Genomic DNA, 15291 nt, shown 5'->3' with positions numbered 1-15291 from the left:
AGCGCCGACTTCGCTCGCCGCTACCCGGTGGCAACGTTCGCCTCAGGGCCCACCAACTCGATGCGTGGGGCAGCCTTCCTGAGCGGCATCCGCGACGGAGTTGTCATCGACGTCGGGGGCACCACGTCCGATATCGGCGTGCTGGTGCATGGCTTCCCGCGTGAGGCCTCCACCGCGGTGTCGGTAGCGGGCGTGCGGACCAACTTCCGCATGCCCGACGTGCTGTCGCTCGGGCTGGGCGGCGGGAGCCTGGTGCGCTCCGCCAATGGCGCCGCAGCCGGCGTGACGGTCGGGCCGGACAGCGTTGGCTACGAGCTCACCGAACGGGCGCTCGTCTTCGGCGGCGTCGAGCTGACCGCTACCGACGTGGCCACTGCCGCCGGTATGGCCGAGATCGGCGACGCGAGCACCGTCGACGCTCTCGATGAGACGCTGGTCGGCGATGCGGTCGATCGCATGCAGGACATGCTCTCGACGGCCGTCGAGCAGATGAAAACCTCGGCCGATCCCGTGCCGGTCGTCATCGTCGGCGGTGGGGGAGTGCTGGTGCGCGACGGCCTGGCGGGCGCTTCGGAGACCATCCGGCCGGATCACTTCTCGGTTGCCAGTGCGATCGGCGCAGCCATCGCACAGGTCGGCGCGGAGACCGACCGGGTGTATTCGATGGCGTCGATGACCCGGGACGAAGCGATGACCGAGGCCCGCTCGGTTACGGCACAGTGCGCGGTCGATGCGGGCGCCGACGCGGCCACGGTGGAAATCACCGATGTGGACGAGATCCCGCTCACGTACCTGCCGTCGAACGCCATACGGATTCGGGTAAAGGCGGTCGGTGATCTTGCCGCAGGCAACGGCGCATCCAGCGGGGGAGCTGGCACATGAGCACGCAGGGCAAGATCGGCCTCATCTTGGGCAGCGCGATCGCCCCCGAGGACATCGCAGGGGCTGCCACGCAGGCCGAAGAGAACGGCTTCAACGAGATCTGGCTTGCGGAGGATTATTTCTTCACCGGCGGCATTTCCGGTGCCTCGGTGGTGCTGGGGGCCACGAGCGAGATCACCGTGGGCCTAGGCGTGGTGTCGGCGGTGGCGCGCCATCCTTCGGTGCTGGCGATGGAACTGGCCACGCTGAGCCGCTCGTCGCCCGAACGGCTGATCGCGGGAGTCGGCCTAGGTGTGCCGGCGTGGGTTCGCCAGATGGGCTTGCATCCCCGCTCGCCGCTGCAGGCCGTGCGGGAATGCGTGACGGCGGTCAAGGCGCTGCTCGCCGGCGAGACGCTGGACCGCCACGGCGGCCTGTACGAATTCGACAATGTCAAGCTGACTTTTCCCGAGACGGGACCGCCGATGCCGGTCCGCCTTGGCGTGTCAGGGCCGAACATGCTGCGGCTGGGCGGCGAGATCGCCGACGGGACGATCCTGTCGGTGTGCTCGAGCTTGCGCTACGTGGAGTGGGCCTCCGAGCGCATAGACGAGGGCCGCAAGATCGCTGGTCGCACCGATCCTCACCCGATCACCGTGTTCGCGCTGTACGCCGTGGACGAAGACGGCCAGGCAGCTCGCGACTCGGCGCGGGCATCGCTGGCCTTCTACCGCCAGCACGGCCCCAATGCCCTCACCGATGTGTACGGCATTTCCGACGAGCTGCAGGTACTGATCGAGCAGGGCGGCTACCAAGCCGTGCGAGACGGCATGCCGGACCAGTGGGTCGCCGACCTGACCGTCGCGGGCACCCCGGAAGAATGCGCAGCCAAGATCCGGGCGCTGCTGGCCGGTGGCGCCGACTCGGTGGCGCTCGCTCCCATCGCGACCGACCGGCTCTCGGAGATCATCGACCTCACCGCGAGCGAAGTGCTGCCGTTGGTCTGACTGATTGTTGCGAGCGCCAAGGCTTCGCCGGCGCTCACCCGAATAGGCGCCACGGCCTCGCCGGCGCTCGCATGTGACCTGTCAAACGGCGGGCAGGTACTCGGCGTCGATGCCGAACGCGTGCGGGCCGACGACCGCCAGTGCTTCGGGGGTGCGCAACAACTCCGGCGCGGGCAGCACGAGCACATCGGCGCGAACGCCGAAGCGCAGCAGCTCCGTAGTGATCGGCTCGCCGGTGTCGGTGGTGACCAGCGTGATGAGGTCGGGCACCATCACCTTTGGCACATCGTTCTCGTAGATGGCGAGGTTCTCGTTCTGGAAGTCGATGCGGATGGTGCGCCCCGCATCGTCATCGATGCCCGCCACGGTCATCTGGCCCCGTGCAAACCCTGCCGCGTTACGGCGGTGCACGTCGGTCACCTTGCCGCGTAGGTAGCGCATACCGCCTGCGACACCCAGGATCGCCTCGGTCGGGTCGTCCTTGACGTCGCGGGCACGGTGCACTGCATGACCGATCTCACTAGCGAGACGCAACGTGTGCGGGATGATCGAGCGGCGACAGTACGCACCATCCATCACGGCGGAAGCCAGCCCGGTGTGCGCACCCATCTCGACCGTCGCAGCCCGGGCGATGCGCTCGAGCCATTTGGCGTTCAGCACGTCAGAGATGATCACTTGGTTGCCGCGCTCGTCGGCAATCGCGGCGGGATAGGGGCTGCCGCCGTAGATGAGGTACGTGATCATCTGCAGCTCGGGAAAGGCGCGGCCCATGCCGTCGCCGTTCACGATGGGAATGTCCATTGCCGCGGCGACCACCATCGGCACCATCGAGTTGCTGCCGCCCATCTCGAACGGAGCGATCGCGTCGAACTTCCGGCCCAGATGGCCTTCGAGCGCCCGGGCTGCCACGGTTTCCTCGTCGCCGCCGGCGAGCTTCTCGTGGCTCACCATCGGCGAGCCCATGCCGCCGACCGCTACCAGCAGGTCGTCGTCGGCGATCTCGTCGGGCTCGATGACGCGAACCCGACCGCCGTTGCGCAGTACCTGCAGCACCCGCAGCCTGCCGAGATAGGGATTCCCGCCGCCGCCGGTGCCCAGCACCGCAGCTCCCAAGGCGATCGGTGCGAGATCGGGCTCAGTGATCTCCCACACGGCACCCCTCCTGCCCCCGGCCCGCCAGCACAGCAACGGCCGACGCTACCCCGCCTCGCCGCACCGATCCCCGGCCGGGTGCAATCTCAAGCGGGATAGCCGGTGTCGATGATGGCCGTCCGCAGGTCGGTCATGTCCAGGATCGTGTACTTCCCGCCGATGCGGCCCCAGCCGGTACCGGTTCGCGAGGCGCCGCCGAACGGCGGGTGCTGCTCCCAGAATGCGGTGCCCTCGTTGACCAGCACGGTGCCGCTGCGCAGCTCGTCAACCGCCCGATAGGCACGGGCCAATGACTTGGTGAAGACAGACGCCTGCAGGCCGAGATCAGAAGCGTTTGCAAGCGCGAAGGCCTCATCGTCGGTGTCGAAGCTGGTGACCGGAATGACGGGTCCGAACGTCTCGTCCAGAAACACGTCCATCGCAGGTGTGACGTCGTCAATGACCGTCAGCTCGTAGTACAAGTCTGTCGGGCGATCGCTCTGGCGCTCGCCGCCGCAGAGCACCCGGGCCCCGAGGGCCTGGGCGTCGTCGACGTGCGCGTCCATGCGGGCAGCAACCGCGTGGTTGTTGAGCGGACCCATCAGCGTGGCCTCGTCCAGCGGATCGCCGAGAACGACACGTTCGGCCCGTTCGACCAGCCGCTCGACCACCTCGTCGTGGACCGAGCGGTGCACCAGCAGACGTTCGGTGGCGACGCAGCACTGTCCCGACACGAAATGGGCGCCATAGACCGCTGCATCGGCGGCTGCGGCTAGGTCGGCATCGTCAAAGACGATCTGCGGACCGTTGCCCGACGCCTCGATGATCGTGCGTTTCATGCCGGCCGCGGCCACGATGAACTCCGCTGTCGCCCGCGAGCCCACAAAGCCGACACCGTGCACCCCGGGATGCGATATCAGTGCCTGCCCGATGTCACCGCGCCCCATCACCACCGACACTGCGCCGGGCGGGAATCCTGCCTCGGTGACCGCTTCGGCCAGGCCAAGCGCGGAAAGCGGGGCATGTTCTGACGGCTTGATCACCGCCGGATTCCCCGCCGCCAGCGCGGCGGCCAGCAATTCCGCCGGAATGTTCATCGGGAAGTTCCACGGCGTGATCAAGGCGTACACGCCGTTCGGCTTGCGATGAGTGAAGACGCGTTTGCGGGGATCCACGCTGGGCAGCACATGGGTCTCCAGGCGCTTGATCTCTTCAGCGGCCAAGCGAAAGATCTCCGCCGATTCGGCCAGCTCGTCAACGGCTTCTGCCGAGAGCGCTTTGCCAGACTCACGTGCGAGCTGCTCGGCGTGGTCGTCGGCTCTGGCATCGATGCGGTCGGCGGCGACATGCAGCAGTTCGGCACGTTCGAAGAAGCTCAGCTGCTCCAGCTCAACCGAGGCCTTGTTGGCGGCAGCGACGGCGTCATCGATGTCGCCGAGCGATGCGATGTCCACTCGTTCCAGCACATTGCCGGATGCGGGCTCACGGACGGTGAGCGAGTCGATGCTCCGTCCTGTGCGGCGCTCGCCCCCGATGAGCTGGTGCATCTGCGCACCCTACGCCCGGTCCAGATCGCCGCTGAGCAGCCGCTCGCAACCGGCTACGACGCCGCTGCGGAACATCTCGAGTTGGCCTTCGGGCCAGGGAACCTCGGGCCGCTCGGCTCGCCAGCCAAGGATCGCCATGCCGCGGATGAGCTCGAACATCGGCACCAGCGCCAGGTCGTCGTTGCTGATCGGGCGGACTGCCCGGTAGCTGTGGAGGAACGCCTGACGTGCCGCGCGGAAATCTGCTGTGCCGCGCGAATGGAACATCGCCACCGCGATGTCGTACTGGTGCCATCCGAAACCGGCGTCGTCGAAGTCGATCACGCCCAGTTTCCCGTCGTGGGTGAGCAGGTTTGCCAGGTGCAGATCGGCATGAATCATGCTGAAGGTCCGGCTCGGCTCGCCGTAGCGACGAAGCTGTGCCCGGCAGTGATCGCGAGCGGTGATCAGCAGCCCCCGTTCGCGCTCGTCGAGCACCGGGCTCTCCCAGAACGGTCCCCAGAAGGGGGCATCGCCGAGCAAGCCATCCAGATCCAAACGATGGCGCTGGAACGACGGCGGCGGCGTCCAGCTCGTCGCCTGATTGTGCATCGTTGCCATCAGAGCGCCGAGCTGCCCGAACGGCTCGGCGATCTCGGTCGGGCCGGCCGCATCGGTGCTCTTGTCGTGAGCCGTGAGCAGCTCGCCGACGATCTCTCCGGGTGCCCAGAGGTTGAGGCCGACCTGCCGAGTCTCGCCCTCGGTGACGTGGACCGGAACAAAATGACGTCCGTCCGGCGCCGCAACCGGTGTCGGCACCGAAATGCCACTGCTGCGCAGCGCCTCGAGCCACAACCGTTCGGAGTTGAGTTCTTCGAGGGTGTGATAGTCGGGTCGATGCAGCCGCAGCACGTAGGACTGACCTGAGTGATCGTCGTCGGCGCGGAATGTGACGTTTTCGCTGATGCCAACTAGCTGTAGTCGTGCAGACCCGAGGCCGAATTCCCGCAGCGCCATGCGTGCGGCTGTCTCGTACGGGATCGCAGCCCCGTCAGCCATCGAGTTCCTGCAGCACAGCGTGGAAGGCTGACAGGAACTCCTCTGCATGCGACTGCTGCAGCACGAGGGGCGGGCGGAGCTTCAGCACGTTGGCGAATGCACCGGCGTTCGAGGCAAGAATGCCTCGCTCTTTCAGCCGGTCGGTGACCTCGACGGCTCGTGCTCGATCTGGCGCCAGATCCTTCCCGGACACCATCTCCACGCCGATGAACAGGCCGTGCCCGCGAACGTCGCCGATCCACGAGCAACCAACCGCCCGATCGACGAGCGCGGCTTTCAGATTGCGGCCGATCTCGCTGACGCTCGACGCCAGGCCGCGTTGTTCGATCTCGTCGATCACCGCGTGACCCACGGCTGCTTGCAAAGGACTGGCGGCGAACGTGTTGAAGTGTCGCGTCCGCGTGCGGAAGCCCTCCACGATCTCCCTGCTGGCGACCGTCGCCGACAGCGGCAGACCGTTGCCCATCGGCTTGCCCATCACAGCGATGTCAGGCTCGAAGCCCGTGACTTCGTATCCCCACCAGCGACCAGTCCGGCAGTAGCCGGCCTGCACCTCGTCGGCGATGACCAGTCCACCAGCGTCGCGCACCATCTGCGAGGCCCTCGCCATGAAGTCGCCCGGGATGTCCGGCAAGCCCTCGTTCGCCAGGATCGAGCACAAAACGATTGCCGCGACGCCGTGTCCAGATTCTTCGAGGTGCCCGATGGCGGCTGCGAGCTGGTCGAGATAAGCGTCGGCCAGCTCAGTGTCATCGAGACCGTCTTCGATGGGACGGAAGCGCTGCGGGAAGGGGATCGTCGCAAGGTCGGGATGCGCCTCTGGCTCCCTTGCTGCCAGCGTCAGCGCAATGACCGCCTCGCTGTTCCCGTGGTAGGTCGCGTCGGTGGCGATCACGCCGCGCTGGCCCGTGGCGAGTCGTGCCATGCGCAGCCCCACCTCGACAGCCTCGGTGCCGCTGCAGCTGATGACAGCGCTTTCGATGCCATCGTGATGCAGCGCTACTAGGCGCTCGGCGAAGCTGACGATGCCCTCGTGCAGGTACCGACTGTGCACGTTCAGCGTGGCCTGCTGGGCAGCCATCGCGTCGGCGACGCGAGCGTTGCCGTGACCCACGCATGGCACGTTGTTGTACATGTCGATGTAGCGGCGGCCGTCGGCGTCGAACAGTTCGACGCCGTCTCCCCGCACGATGTGCAGGGGCTCGGTATAGAAGAGCTGCGCGCCCGCGCCGAGCGCCTGTTCCCGGCGCTCAAGCAGCTTTCTGGCAACCGGCGCGCTCATCGAAATAGTGATGCGTGTCGATGCGGCCGTTGGCTGAGCCGGTGCAGGGCGACTCAGTCGCCGACGAGCAATGAGGAGTTGTCGTGCTTCGAGGTCGGCTTGCGGCCGAGCACGATCTCCGGGGTGAGCAGGTCAACCGGTCCGGGCATGCCGTCGGGGTCGGAGTAGTAGCCGAGCGCATAGTTGCCCATCGAGTAGCCCATCAGGTCTGCCAGATCGGGATCGAGGTCTTTGGCGATGCTCGGCGGGCACGAGAGGAACTGGTTTTCCTCGGTGCGCAGCCAGCCGAGCGTGTAGGTGATGTTGATGCCGGTACGTTCGGCATCGCTGCGGTTCTCGCCCCCGCCGTGGATCACCGAGCCCGAGTACAGCAGCACCGATCCGGCGCCCATGGCGGCCTGGGTCTTCTCGTCGTCGTCGGCCCTGCGCTCGGGATCCCATCCGGGGCTACCCGGAACGATGCGGGTGCCGCCGTTCTCGGGTGTGAAGTCGCTGAGTGCCCACATCGTGTTGAACTGCGGGTCGATCTCTCTGGGGACATAGCCGCCCCATGCGTCCCGGTCGCGGTGCAACGGCTGAGTTCCCTGGCCGGGCTTGATGTTGATGACCTGCGTGAGGTGCAGCTGGATCTTGTTGGTATAGGGGCTGAGGAACCGGTTGGCCATGTCCATGACCTTCGGGTGCATCACCAACTCACGGCATGCGGGCGAGCGTGCGACCAGCGCGCCGGTGCGGGTCGTGTTGTGACCGGAGAAGTTGTCGAGCCCGCCCGGGGTGCGGTCGATCCACGGCCGCAGCTCGGCCTCGAGCCGGTTCAGCATGTCGACATCGATGGCGTCCTCGATGATCGCGCCGCCGTCGATTCGCACGACCTCCACGATCTCCTCGTCCGGTGTGTCCAGGTTGAAACGCGCAAGCTCAGCCATGCCGCAACAGTACGCGCTGCCGAAGTCACATACAGGTCCGGCGTTGGCCGCGCACACGGTCCTGCCCCGGCTGGTCGTTCTACGCTTCGGCCCGTGAGCCAGCCACCCGGCAGCATCCCGGTCTTCACTCCCGCAGACGACGGTTTTCACGCCCATCTGCGAGGCGACGATTGGTGGTTCACCGAGACGGCCTGGTATTCGTTCCATCACCGCGAGCGGCGGCTCGGAGGCTGGCTCTACACGCTCGCTCGCCACAACATCGGCACGATCTCGGGCGGGGCCTGGGTGTGGGACGACAGCGCACACCTGCCCTGGGAGGTGCCGTACAGCTCCAATCTCACGGCGCTGCGCCTGCCGCCCGAGCTCGACCTTCGCGATGAGACGCTGCCGAATGGCGTCAGCGTCAAGGTCGAGATTCCGACGATGGCGTACCGGCTCGCCTACGACGACCCTGGACGCTTCAGCGCCGATCTGCGTTTCGAGGCCGTGCTGGCGCCGCGGCCGCTGACGGCGGGAGGCTCGACATTCGGCCACTCGGCGCACTTCGATCAGATCGGACGGGTCACCGGCCACATCCAGCTCAACGGCGAGGACATCGACATTGACTGCTGGTCGATGCGCGATCGCACGTGGGGTCGACGACCCGAGGACCGTCCCCGTCAGGCGGCATACGTCACCGGCGCCGGCGACGACGGCTCGGGATTCCTGGCGGTCACCGACGCCCGAGACGGGGTCGATCGTGTCGCGTATGGGTTCGTGCAGCACGGCGATGCGCAGGCGAGCCTCGTCGACGGTGAGCGCACTGTCCGCCGGAGCCCCGACGGCTGGATTTCCGAGATTTGCATCGATGCCATCGACGCCGCCGGCGAGCGCTTCGTGGCGACCGGCAGCCCAGTGAGCCGGATCATCATCAACCGCCACAGCTTCATCGACATCAACAGCTTGATCAGATGGGACGTCGACGGAGCAGGCGAGTGGTGGGGCGAGGATCAGGACATGTGGCCTACGCATCGCTTCGCTGCAGCCAAGCGCAGCGGCGACCGGGCGTCGGGCAGTCGCAAGTGAGCTTTGAGGTCCATGAGCTGCTGGACCGCCTCGCCGGCCAGATGCGGCGCGAGATAGCGCCAGCTGTCGACGACGAATACCAGCGCACACAGACCCACATGGCTGGCGTGATCCTGGAGCGACTTGCACGCGAGGCCGCGCTGGGAGAGCGGCACCGGGCCGCGGAAACCACCGACATAGCGCCGCTGATTTCGGTCTTGGATGAGCTAATCGGAGGCGAGCAGACGTCGTCGCCGGCGGTTCCTGATGATGTCCGCGCCTCGCTGGCACATTTGCGGGGCGACCTGAGCGTGATGTCGTTGAGCTCCCTGGTAGAGGCCCTGTATCGCTGGGGTCCTGACGGTCCGGTCGCCGTCGCAGCGCTCGACGCGATCCGCCGAGTGCTACGCCGCGATATCGACCGTCGCATGGAGATCGCCGGGTGAGCGCGACCGATGCCGCGTTTCCCGCTGACGCCCAGCTGGCGGGTGTTCTCAGCGACTACCTCGCCGACCGGCTGGAAGTCTCCGGACCTGTTGCCATCGGTGACATGGAGCGCATCGCCGTGGGATGGTCACACGAGACCTGGCTGTTCGAGGCCGTGTGGTTCGACGGCGCCGACGAGCAGCGCCAGGCGCTCTGCCTGCGACGCGACCCGGGCAACGCCCTGCTCCGGCAGGAATCTGATCTGGGTGAGCAGTTTCGGGTGCTGAAGTGTCTTGAAGCGACGGATGTGCCAGCGCCGCGTGCGTTCTGGTACGAGCCTGACCCTGCGGTCCTCGGCGCCCCCGCCATCGTGATGGAACGGGTACCCGGCGAATGCCCGAGTCCGTGGCGCAGCGCTGGTCGCGAGTACTACGCCGCGGCGGCCGAGCGGGGTGTGCTGCCTGCCAGCTTCACCGATGCGCTTGCTGCCGTGCACAACGTGGACTGGCGGGCGGCGGGTCTCGACTTTCTGGGCGTGCCGTCGGGAAGCAGCGATTTCGCGTTGCGCGAGATCGCCAAGTGGGAGGCGCTCATCGACGAGTCAGGCCATCCGGGCCATCCGATCCTCGCCGACCTGATCGGCTGGCTGCGCCATCACGCGCCGGTCACCGGGCAGCTCACGCTCGTGCACGGCGCCTACCGCACCGGGAATGTCCTGATCCGCGAAGATCGGGTGTCGGCGGTCCTCGATTGGGAACTGCAGGTCATCGGCGACCCGATGTACGACGTGGCCTACGTGCTCACCGAGCTCAACCGAGAGGGCACCGACTTGCTCTCCAACGTGGTGCCACGGGAGCAGTTCTTCGAGCGGTACCAGGCGGCCACCGGCATCGAAATCGACGAAGAGCGCTGCGCCTACTACCAACTCCTGTACGCCATGCGCTCCGCTGCGTTCTGGATGAGCGCCGCCGGGCTGTATGCCGACGGTTCCAGCAGTGACCTGCGACTGGCTCGCACCCACTGGTCGGTCACCGTGGCACTCGAACGCGCTGCAACGGAACTCGGCTACTAGACGGGTCCAGGGTTCAGGCGGCGAATGCGTCGATCATGGCGTGCACGTCGCCCAGCGGGTACAGGATCGGGCAGGTGGCGCCGGTGGCCAGGTAGCCCTCGACCGCTTCGCGGGCCTCGGCGGGCGTGCCCGATGCAGTGAGCATCTGCACGATGTCGTCTGGCACCAGGCGGGATGCCGCTTCGACCTGCTCGGCGGTGGCCGGCCAAGTGAGCACTTTGCCGACCTCTTCGAGCAGGGAATCGGGCACGCCAGACGCTTTCATGATGTGGGGCTGCTGGCCCAGGTATTGGGTGACCATGTTGCGGGCCATGTCGAGTGCGGTCGCACGGTCTTCATGCACCGAACACACCACGAGCTGGGGCCGATCGAGATCGTCCACGCTGCGTCCTGCCGATGCAGCGCCCCGCTCCAGTGCATCCATGGCCCGGCTGTTGTAGTCGGGCGAGACCAGGTAGTTGAGCACGACACCGTCGGCGATCTCGCCGGTGAGTTCCATCATCTTCATGCCAGTGGCGCCGATGTAGATCGGCACGTCTTTCGGCCGCCGCTCCTGGTACACGTAGTCGAGTTCCACATCGTCGAGGTCGACGTGGTCGCCGTGGAACGTCACGTTCTCGTTGGCCAGCAACGCCCGCACCACCGTCGTGACCTCGCGCATCGCACCGAGCGGCCGGGCGCGGCTGATGCCGACCTTGGCCGCCAACGGATCCCACCAGGCGCCCAGCCCGCAGATGATGCGACCCGGAGCGAGGTCGTCGAGCGTCGAGAACATCGACGCCAGGCGAGCCGGGTTGCGGGACCAGATATCGATGACGCCTGCACCCACCTTGATGCGCGATGTCGTGGCCGCGAAGGCGGCCATGGGAACGCTGGCCTCGCGCACGAGCCGTGAGTCGGCTTGCCAGACGGCCTCGAAGCCGCGTTCCTCCGCGTACTCAGTGAAGCCCATCGCCTCGGTGATGGTGTGAGCGTCCTGCAAGTACAGCGCATTTCGTGGTGTTGTCATCGGTTCACGTCCTCCCGTGCGCTTTGCCGGCGTCGCCCCCGCGCGCATCAGTGCGCCGCTCGCGGAACATAGCCTCGGTTCGGTATGGCCAACCACACTGCGTCCAAACGGGCCCCTGGTGCTGCCGGGGCATTTCCCGCCGGCTACAGCGCCCAGCTCGCCACAGAGGTCATCGACCCGCGTGGCCGGGCACATGTGGTGGAGCGATTCCGGGAGCAGGGCATCCGGCTGCCGACCTTCGCCGAGCTGGCCGATCCGACGCTTATCGACCCTGACATCGACACAGCGCTCGCTGACGTCGATCCCGATTTCGCCGATCCGCTGAATCTGTTCCGGGTGCACTGGTTCAACGACGGCGCGGGCGGGCGGACTGACGTGCCCGAACACGTGGTGCTTCCGAGCGAGCTGACCGGCACGCCGGCGAAGGTGGTGGTGCTCTTCGGGAACCGGTTCCCCATGATCGGTGCGCACAAGGTGCTGGCTGCGTATTCCTGCCTCGCGCCGCGGGTGGTCTCGGGCCAATTCGATCCCACCCGGCACCGGGCGGTGTGGCCGTCCACCGGCAACTACGCCCGTGGCGGCGTGGCGATCAGCCGGATCATGGCGTGCCGCGGGGTGGCCGTACTGCCCGAGAACATGAGCCGCGAGCGTTTCGAGTGGCTCGAGCGCTGGATCGCCGACCCTGCCGATGTGATCCGCACCCCTGGTTCGGAGAGCAACGTCAAGGAGATCTACGACGCGTGCGCGGAGCTAGAGCTGGATCCAGAGAACTTCATCCTGAACCAGTTCAGCGAGTTCTCGAACCACATCGGGCACTACGAGGTCACCGGCGCCGCGCTCCTGGCGGTATTCGAACACCTGCGCCAAGGGGCGCCCACCGGATCCGAGCCGGATCTGGCTGCGTTCGTGGCAGCCAGCGGTTCAGCGGGCACGCTCGGCGCCGGCGACCGGCTCAAGGACGCCCACGGCGCCCAGATCGTGGCGGTCGAGGCACTTGAGTGCCCGACCATGCTCTACAACGGCTACGGCGAGCACAACATCCAGGGCATCGGCGATAAGCACATCCCACTCATTCACAACGTCATGAACACCGATGTGATCGTCGGTGTCAGCGACCAGGCAACCGACGGGCTCGGGCTGGTGTTCAACACCGAGGCAGGCCGCGACGCCCTGCGCGAGCACCTCGGCGCAGCGTCGTGGGTGCTCGACGACCTCGGGCATTTCGGCTACTCATCGATCTGCAACTCCCTTGCCGCAGCCCGTGCGGCCAACGAGCTGGGTCTCGGGCCCGACGACGTGGTCATGACAGTGGCGACCGACGGTTTCGAGATGTACTTCTCCGAGCGGGAACGCCACCTTGCAGAACGCCATGGAGGCAGCTTCGACGCCGGGGCCGCCCGGGCCGTCATCGACCGCCACCTGGCACCCGAAGCCCACAGCGACGATGCCCCCTACATCGAGGTGCTGTCAGACCGGGGTCGCGACCGGATCTTCAACCTCGGCTACTACACCTGGGTCGAGCAGCAGGGCATCCCCCTGGACGACTTCGAGACACGCCGCGACCAGGCATTCTGGGAATCGCTGAGAGGGCTGCCCCGGCTCTGGGACGACATGATCAACGAACTCAACGACGAAGTCGCCGCCACCTTCGTGTAGACGGGCCGTGATGCGGGTACAGCATCGTGCGATGAGAGAATGAGCCAATGAGCGGATCGGGAGGGGGCGCACCGCGCATCGACGGCGAGCGCTTGATGGGGCGCCTCGACGAGCTGGCGCAGATCGGTGCCATCGAGGGCACGCAGGGCAACTGCCGCCTCGCGCTCACCGACGAGGACCGGGACGGGCGAGACTTGGTCGGCACGTGGATGGCGGATCTGGGGCTCGATGTCTCCGTCGACGGACTCGGCAACGTCGTGGCGTGTACGGAACCGGGGCGAGTTGCTGACTCGGTCATGATGGGCAGCCACATCGACACGGTGGCCACCGGCGGCCGCTACGACGGCAACCTCGGCGTGCTCGCAGGGCTCGAAGTGATCGAGTCAGTGCTGGCGAGCGGCCGCGTGCCCGCTCGACCCCTGTCGGTGGCCTATTTCACCGACGAGGAAGGCAGCAGGTTCGCGCCCGACATGCTGGGCAGCCTCGCCTACGTCGGAGGCATGGCGCTCGAGGAAGCGCTGGAGATCACCGACCGCGACGGCATCGCTGTGGGCGACGAGCTAGATCGCATCGGCTATCGCGGCCCCGCCCCGGTGCCCGGAACGGTGCCCTACGCCTACATGGAGCTGCACATCGAGCAGGGCCCGGTGCTGGAGTTCCACGAGACGCAGATCGGTGTCGTGGAAGGCGTCCAGGGCATCTCGTGGACCGAGGTCACGCTGAGCGGCCAGTCCAACCATGCCGGCACCACGCCGATGCCGCTGCGGCGCGACGCCGGGCTTGCCGCGTGCCGCATCGCCGGCGAGGTGCGCGAGCTGGCGCACAACATCGGCGATTCGCAGGTCGGCACGGTCGGCTCCATCTCGCTGGTGCCGAACCTCGTCAATGTCATCGCCGGCTCGGCGGTGATGACGGTCGACTTGCGCAACACCTCCGAACCGATGCTGCAGCATGCGGAGGCCCGCCTCGACGAGATCGTCAGCCGCATCGCCGAGGGCGAGCACCTCGACGCTGCCATGCGGCGCACCGCACGCTTCGAGCCGGTCGAGTTCCATCCAGCAGTCATCGATCTGGTCGAACGCTGCGCCGCGGAAGCGGGCCTCAGCCATCGCCGGATGCCGTCCGGCGCGGGCCACGACGCCCAGATGCTGGCCCGCGTGTGCCCGACGGCGATGATCTTCGTGCCCAGCTTCGACGGGGTCAGCCACAACCCGGCCGAGTACACATCGCCCGAAGACATCGAGGCGGGGGCGAACCTGCTGGCCGATGTCGTCTGGCGCCTCGCCAGCGGCGAGATCGACAGCGACATCGCCGGCGGCCGAGATGCTGCCGGCAACGGGACGGCCGCATGAGGCCGCTCACGGTCGGTGCCGCACAGCTCGGGCCCATCGCCCGCTACGAGACCCGCGCCAAGGTCGTCGAGCGGCTGATCGCGTTGCTGCACCAGGGGGCAGAGCGGGGATGCGAGGTGGTGGTGTTCCCGGAACTGGCGCTCACCACCTTCTTCCCGCGCTGGTACTTCCCCGACGACTCGCCCGAGCTGCTGTCGTACTTCGAGACCGAGATGCCGTCGGCGCAGACGCAGCCGCTGTTCGACGAGGCCAAACGGCTCGGCATCGGCTTCCACCTGGGGTACGCCGAGCTGACGCCCGATGGGCACCGTTACAACACGGCCATCCTCGTCGATCGCAGCGGCAGCCTCGTCGCCAAGTACCGCAAGGTGCACATACCCGGCCACGAAGAGCACGAGCCGCAGCGGCCGTTCCAGCACCTCGAGCGCCGCTACTTCGAGGAATCCACCGAAGGGTTCAGCGTGTGGCGAGCGTTCGGCGGCGTCATGGGCATCGCGCTGTGCAACGACCGGCGTTGGCCCGAGACCTACCGCGTCATGGGCCTGCAGGGCGTCGAGATGATTTTCATCGGCTACAACACGCCGCTGCACTATGCGCCAGATCCCGTCCAGGATCCGCTGCAGGCATTCCACAATCACCTCGTCATGCAGGCGGGCGCCTATCAGAACGGCACCTGGGTGATCGGGGTTGCCAAAGGGGGCACCGAGGAGGGCGTGGAGTCGCTGGCGCACTCGGCGGTCATCGCGCCGTCAGGCCAGATCGTGGCCCAGGCCGTGACCGATGGCGATGAGCTGATCACCGCCCAGTGCGACCTGGACTGGTGCTCGCAGTACAAGGACACGTTGTTTGACTTCGGCCGCTATCGCCGGCCCGAGACCTACCAGCTGATCGGCCAGCAGAAGGGCGTCATCCCGCCGCCCTAACCAGTACGAAGAGCCGG

General features: G+C 67.0%; 14 protein-coding genes. 8 read left to right on the top strand and 6 right to left on the bottom strand.

The window, feature by feature from the left end:
• Nucleotides 1-882: hydantoinase/oxoprolinase family protein (locus VI480_RS09995; RefSeq protein WP_323672689.1), on the top strand; the 882-nt coding region annotated here is incomplete at its 5' end.
• Nucleotides 879-1868: an LLM class flavin-dependent oxidoreductase gene (locus tag VI480_RS09990; RefSeq protein ID WP_323672688.1), complete on the top strand. Its 990-nt coding sequence runs from the start codon at nucleotides 879-881 to the stop codon at nucleotides 1866-1868. The genes VI480_RS09995 and VI480_RS09990, both read left to right, overlap by 4 nt.
• An 81-nt stretch (nucleotides 1869-1949) precedes the next feature.
• Here VI480_RS09990 and VI480_RS09985 read toward each other — a convergent pair whose 3' ends face one another.
• The 5 genes from VI480_RS09985 to VI480_RS09965 form a co-directional block, all read right to left on the bottom strand.
• Nucleotides 1950-3020, bottom strand: coding sequence for a DUF917 domain-containing protein (locus VI480_RS09985; protein WP_323672687.1), 1071 nt, complete (start codon nucleotides 3018-3020; stop codon nucleotides 1950-1952).
• An 86-nt stretch (nucleotides 3021-3106) separates the two neighbouring features.
• Complete coding sequence (locus tag VI480_RS09980) at nucleotides 3107-4546, bottom strand: aldehyde dehydrogenase family protein (protein WP_323672686.1); 1440 nt, start codon at nucleotides 4544-4546, stop codon at nucleotides 3107-3109.
• Nucleotides 4547-4555: 9 nt separating this feature from the next.
• Nucleotides 4556-5584 carry a phosphotransferase enzyme family protein gene (locus tag VI480_RS09975; protein WP_323672685.1) on the bottom strand — a complete coding sequence of 343 codons (1029 nt, stop codon included), beginning with the start codon at nucleotides 5582-5584 and terminating at the stop codon, nucleotides 4556-4558.
• Nucleotides 5577-6866 carry an aspartate aminotransferase family protein gene (locus VI480_RS09970; protein ID WP_323672684.1) on the bottom strand — a complete coding sequence of 430 codons (1290 nt, stop codon included), beginning with the start codon at nucleotides 6864-6866 and terminating at the stop codon, nucleotides 5577-5579. The genes VI480_RS09975 and VI480_RS09970 overlap by 8 nt, the downstream gene beginning before the upstream one ends.
• Nucleotides 6867-6919: 53 nt before the next feature.
• Nucleotides 6920-7792, bottom strand: a complete 873-nt coding sequence (locus VI480_RS09965; RefSeq protein ID WP_323672683.1) for a phytanoyl-CoA dioxygenase family protein — start codon at nucleotides 7790-7792, stop codon at nucleotides 6920-6922.
• Nucleotides 7793-7885: 93 nt separating this feature from the next.
• Between VI480_RS09965 and VI480_RS09960 the strand changes: the two genes are divergently transcribed.
• The 3 genes from VI480_RS09960 to VI480_RS09950 are packed head-to-tail and all read left to right on the top strand — an operon-like array spanning nucleotide 7886 to nucleotide 10334.
• Complete coding sequence (locus VI480_RS09960; protein WP_323672682.1) at nucleotides 7886-8857, top strand: hypothetical protein; 972 nt, start codon at nucleotides 7886-7888, stop codon at nucleotides 8855-8857.
• Complete coding sequence (locus VI480_RS09955) at nucleotides 8854-9282, top strand: hypothetical protein (RefSeq protein ID WP_323672681.1); 429 nt, start codon at nucleotides 8854-8856, stop codon at nucleotides 9280-9282. The genes VI480_RS09960 and VI480_RS09955 overlap by 4 nt, the downstream gene beginning before the upstream one ends.
• Nucleotides 9279-10334 (top strand): phosphotransferase family protein, encoded by a 1056-nt coding sequence (locus tag VI480_RS09950; RefSeq protein WP_323672680.1) that lies wholly within the window; start codon nucleotides 9279-9281, stop codon nucleotides 10332-10334. The genes VI480_RS09955 and VI480_RS09950 overlap by 4 nt, the downstream gene beginning before the upstream one ends.
• A gap of 13 nt (nucleotides 10335-10347) precedes the next feature.
• On the opposite strand, the gene VI480_RS09945 is transcribed toward VI480_RS09950, so the two are convergent.
• A complete protein-coding gene (locus tag VI480_RS09945; RefSeq protein WP_323672679.1) occupies nucleotides 10348-11343 on the bottom strand; it encodes an LLM class flavin-dependent oxidoreductase in 996 nt (331 codons plus the stop codon).
• Between the two features lie 84 nt (nucleotides 11344-11427).
• Between VI480_RS09945 and VI480_RS09940 the strand changes: the two genes are divergently transcribed.
• From VI480_RS09940 to VI480_RS09930, 3 genes are read left to right on the top strand one after another with little or no spacing between them, the layout of a single operon-like run.
• A complete protein-coding gene (locus VI480_RS09940; protein WP_323672678.1) occupies nucleotides 11428-12999 on the top strand; it encodes a pyridoxal-phosphate dependent enzyme in 1572 nt (523 codons plus the stop codon).
• Between the two features lie 47 nt (nucleotides 13000-13046).
• Nucleotides 13047-14351: a Zn-dependent hydrolase gene (locus tag VI480_RS09935; RefSeq protein ID WP_323672677.1), complete on the top strand. Its 1305-nt coding sequence runs from the start codon at nucleotides 13047-13049 to the stop codon at nucleotides 14349-14351.
• Nucleotides 14348-15274: an N-carbamoyl-D-amino-acid hydrolase gene (locus VI480_RS09930; RefSeq protein WP_323672676.1), complete on the top strand. Its 927-nt coding sequence runs from the start codon at nucleotides 14348-14350 to the stop codon at nucleotides 15272-15274. Before VI480_RS09935 ends, VI480_RS09930 begins: the two co-directional genes overlap by 4 nt.
• The last annotated feature ends 17 nt before the right edge of the window (nucleotides 15275-15291 follow it).

Origin of the sequence: Candidatus Poriferisodalis multihospitum (assembly GCF_028283155.1) — a bacterium.
GTDB classification, from domain to species: domain Bacteria; phylum Actinomycetota; class Acidimicrobiia; order Acidimicrobiales; family Poriferisodalaceae; genus Poriferisodalis; species Poriferisodalis multihospitum.
The sequence above is the reverse complement of the archived record's forward strand: the minus strand, read 5'-3'. Positions and strand labels throughout refer to the sequence as shown.

Coding starts and splice junctions, on each gene's coding strand:
- VI480_RS09970 (WP_323672684.1), bottom strand. CDS start 6,866: ATGAGCGCGCCGGTTGCCAGAAAGCTGCTTGAGCGCCGGGAACAGGCG.
- VI480_RS09990 (WP_323672688.1), top strand. CDS start 879: ATGAGCACGCAGGGCAAGATCGGCCTCATCTTGGGCAGCGCGATCGCC.
- VI480_RS09930 (WP_323672676.1), top strand. CDS start 14,348: ATGAGGCCGCTCACGGTCGGTGCCGCACAGCTCGGGCCCATCGCCCGC.
- VI480_RS09975 (WP_323672685.1), bottom strand. CDS start 5,584: ATGGCTGACGGGGCTGCGATCCCGTACGAGACAGCCGCACGCATGGCG.
- VI480_RS09935 (WP_323672677.1), top strand. CDS start 13,047: ATGAGCGGATCGGGAGGGGGCGCACCGCGCATCGACGGCGAGCGCTTG.
- VI480_RS09940 (WP_323672678.1), top strand. CDS start 11,428: ATGGCCAACCACACTGCGTCCAAACGGGCCCCTGGTGCTGCCGGGGCA.
- VI480_RS09945 (WP_323672679.1), bottom strand. CDS start 11,343: ATGACAACACCACGAAATGCGCTGTACTTGCAGGACGCTCACACCATC.
- VI480_RS09980 (WP_323672686.1), bottom strand. CDS start 4,546: ATGCACCAGCTCATCGGGGGCGAGCGCCGCACAGGACGGAGCATCGAC.
- VI480_RS09965 (WP_323672683.1), bottom strand. CDS start 7,792: ATGGCTGAGCTTGCGCGTTTCAACCTGGACACACCGGACGAGGAGATC.